Origin of the sequence: Companilactobacillus crustorum JCM 15951 (assembly GCF_001434585.1) — a bacterium.
Taxonomy (GTDB): domain Bacteria; phylum Bacillota; class Bacilli; order Lactobacillales; family Lactobacillaceae; genus Companilactobacillus; species Companilactobacillus crustorum.
This window is the reverse complement of record NZ_AZDB01000083.1, coordinates 1-864: the sequence shown is the minus strand read 5'-3', so window position 1 is coordinate 864 and position 864 is coordinate 1. Positions and strand designations below refer to the sequence as shown.

Genomic DNA, 864 nt, shown 5'->3' with positions numbered 1-864 from the left:
CTATCCAACTGAGCCACTGTGACATCACTCGTACTATTATAGATAAAAGTAATAAAACTTGCAACGAATAATTAAAAATATTTCAATGTTTATTATACGAGGTATATTAAGATGGAAAAATTGTTGAAAAAGATCCTAGTAGTGCTAACAAATGAGTCTCAGTACGGTTACCATCCTGAAGCAACGGGATTGTGGTTAGGAGAGGCTACAGAATTTGTTCAGGTCATGACAGAGGCGGGATTTGATATTGATTACGTCAGTCCCAAAGGCGGTTATGTGCCAATCGATCCACGTAGCTTTAAGTATGCTTCAGCTACTGATATGAAATGGTATCATGACAGAGATTTTCAGGATAGGGCGTTGGCTAATTCTTTATCTCCAGAAGGATTAGATCCGATGGAATATAGTGCAATTTATTTTACTGGCGGTCATGGAGTAATGTGGGATTTTCCATATAACGAAGATCTACATAAGATTAGTTGGCAGATTTATCAAAATGATGGTTATTTAACATCAGTATGCCACGGAATATCAGGATTGTTGTTTCTAAAAGATGATCTGGGTCAGTATTTGATTAAACGAAAACATATTACAGGGTTTACTAATGCTGAAGAAAATCTTAGTGGAAAGAAAAAATATGTCCCATTTTTAAATGAAGACGTGGCTAGTCTACATGGAGCTGAATTTTCTAAAAAAAGACCATATGCTGAGTATGCTCTAATTGATGGCAAGTTTATTACTGGTCAAAATCCATTTTCGGCTACAGCAGTTGCACGTCTATTGGTAAAGGAACTAAAAAATCCACTAGAGGATTAACCTCTAATGGATTCAAAGAATAATTATGTCACAGGTGAGATTCGAACT

1 protein-coding gene is annotated in these 864 nt (G+C 35.9%); it reads left to right on the top strand.

Annotation, left to right across the window (positions count from 1 at the left end):
* Window positions 1–123 precede the first annotated feature (123 nt).
* Complete coding sequence (locus FD26_RS10740; RefSeq protein ID WP_057868410.1) at window positions 124–816, top strand: type 1 glutamine amidotransferase domain-containing protein; 693 nt, start codon at window positions 124–126, stop codon at window positions 814–816.
* The last annotated feature ends 48 nt before the right edge of the window (window positions 817–864 follow it).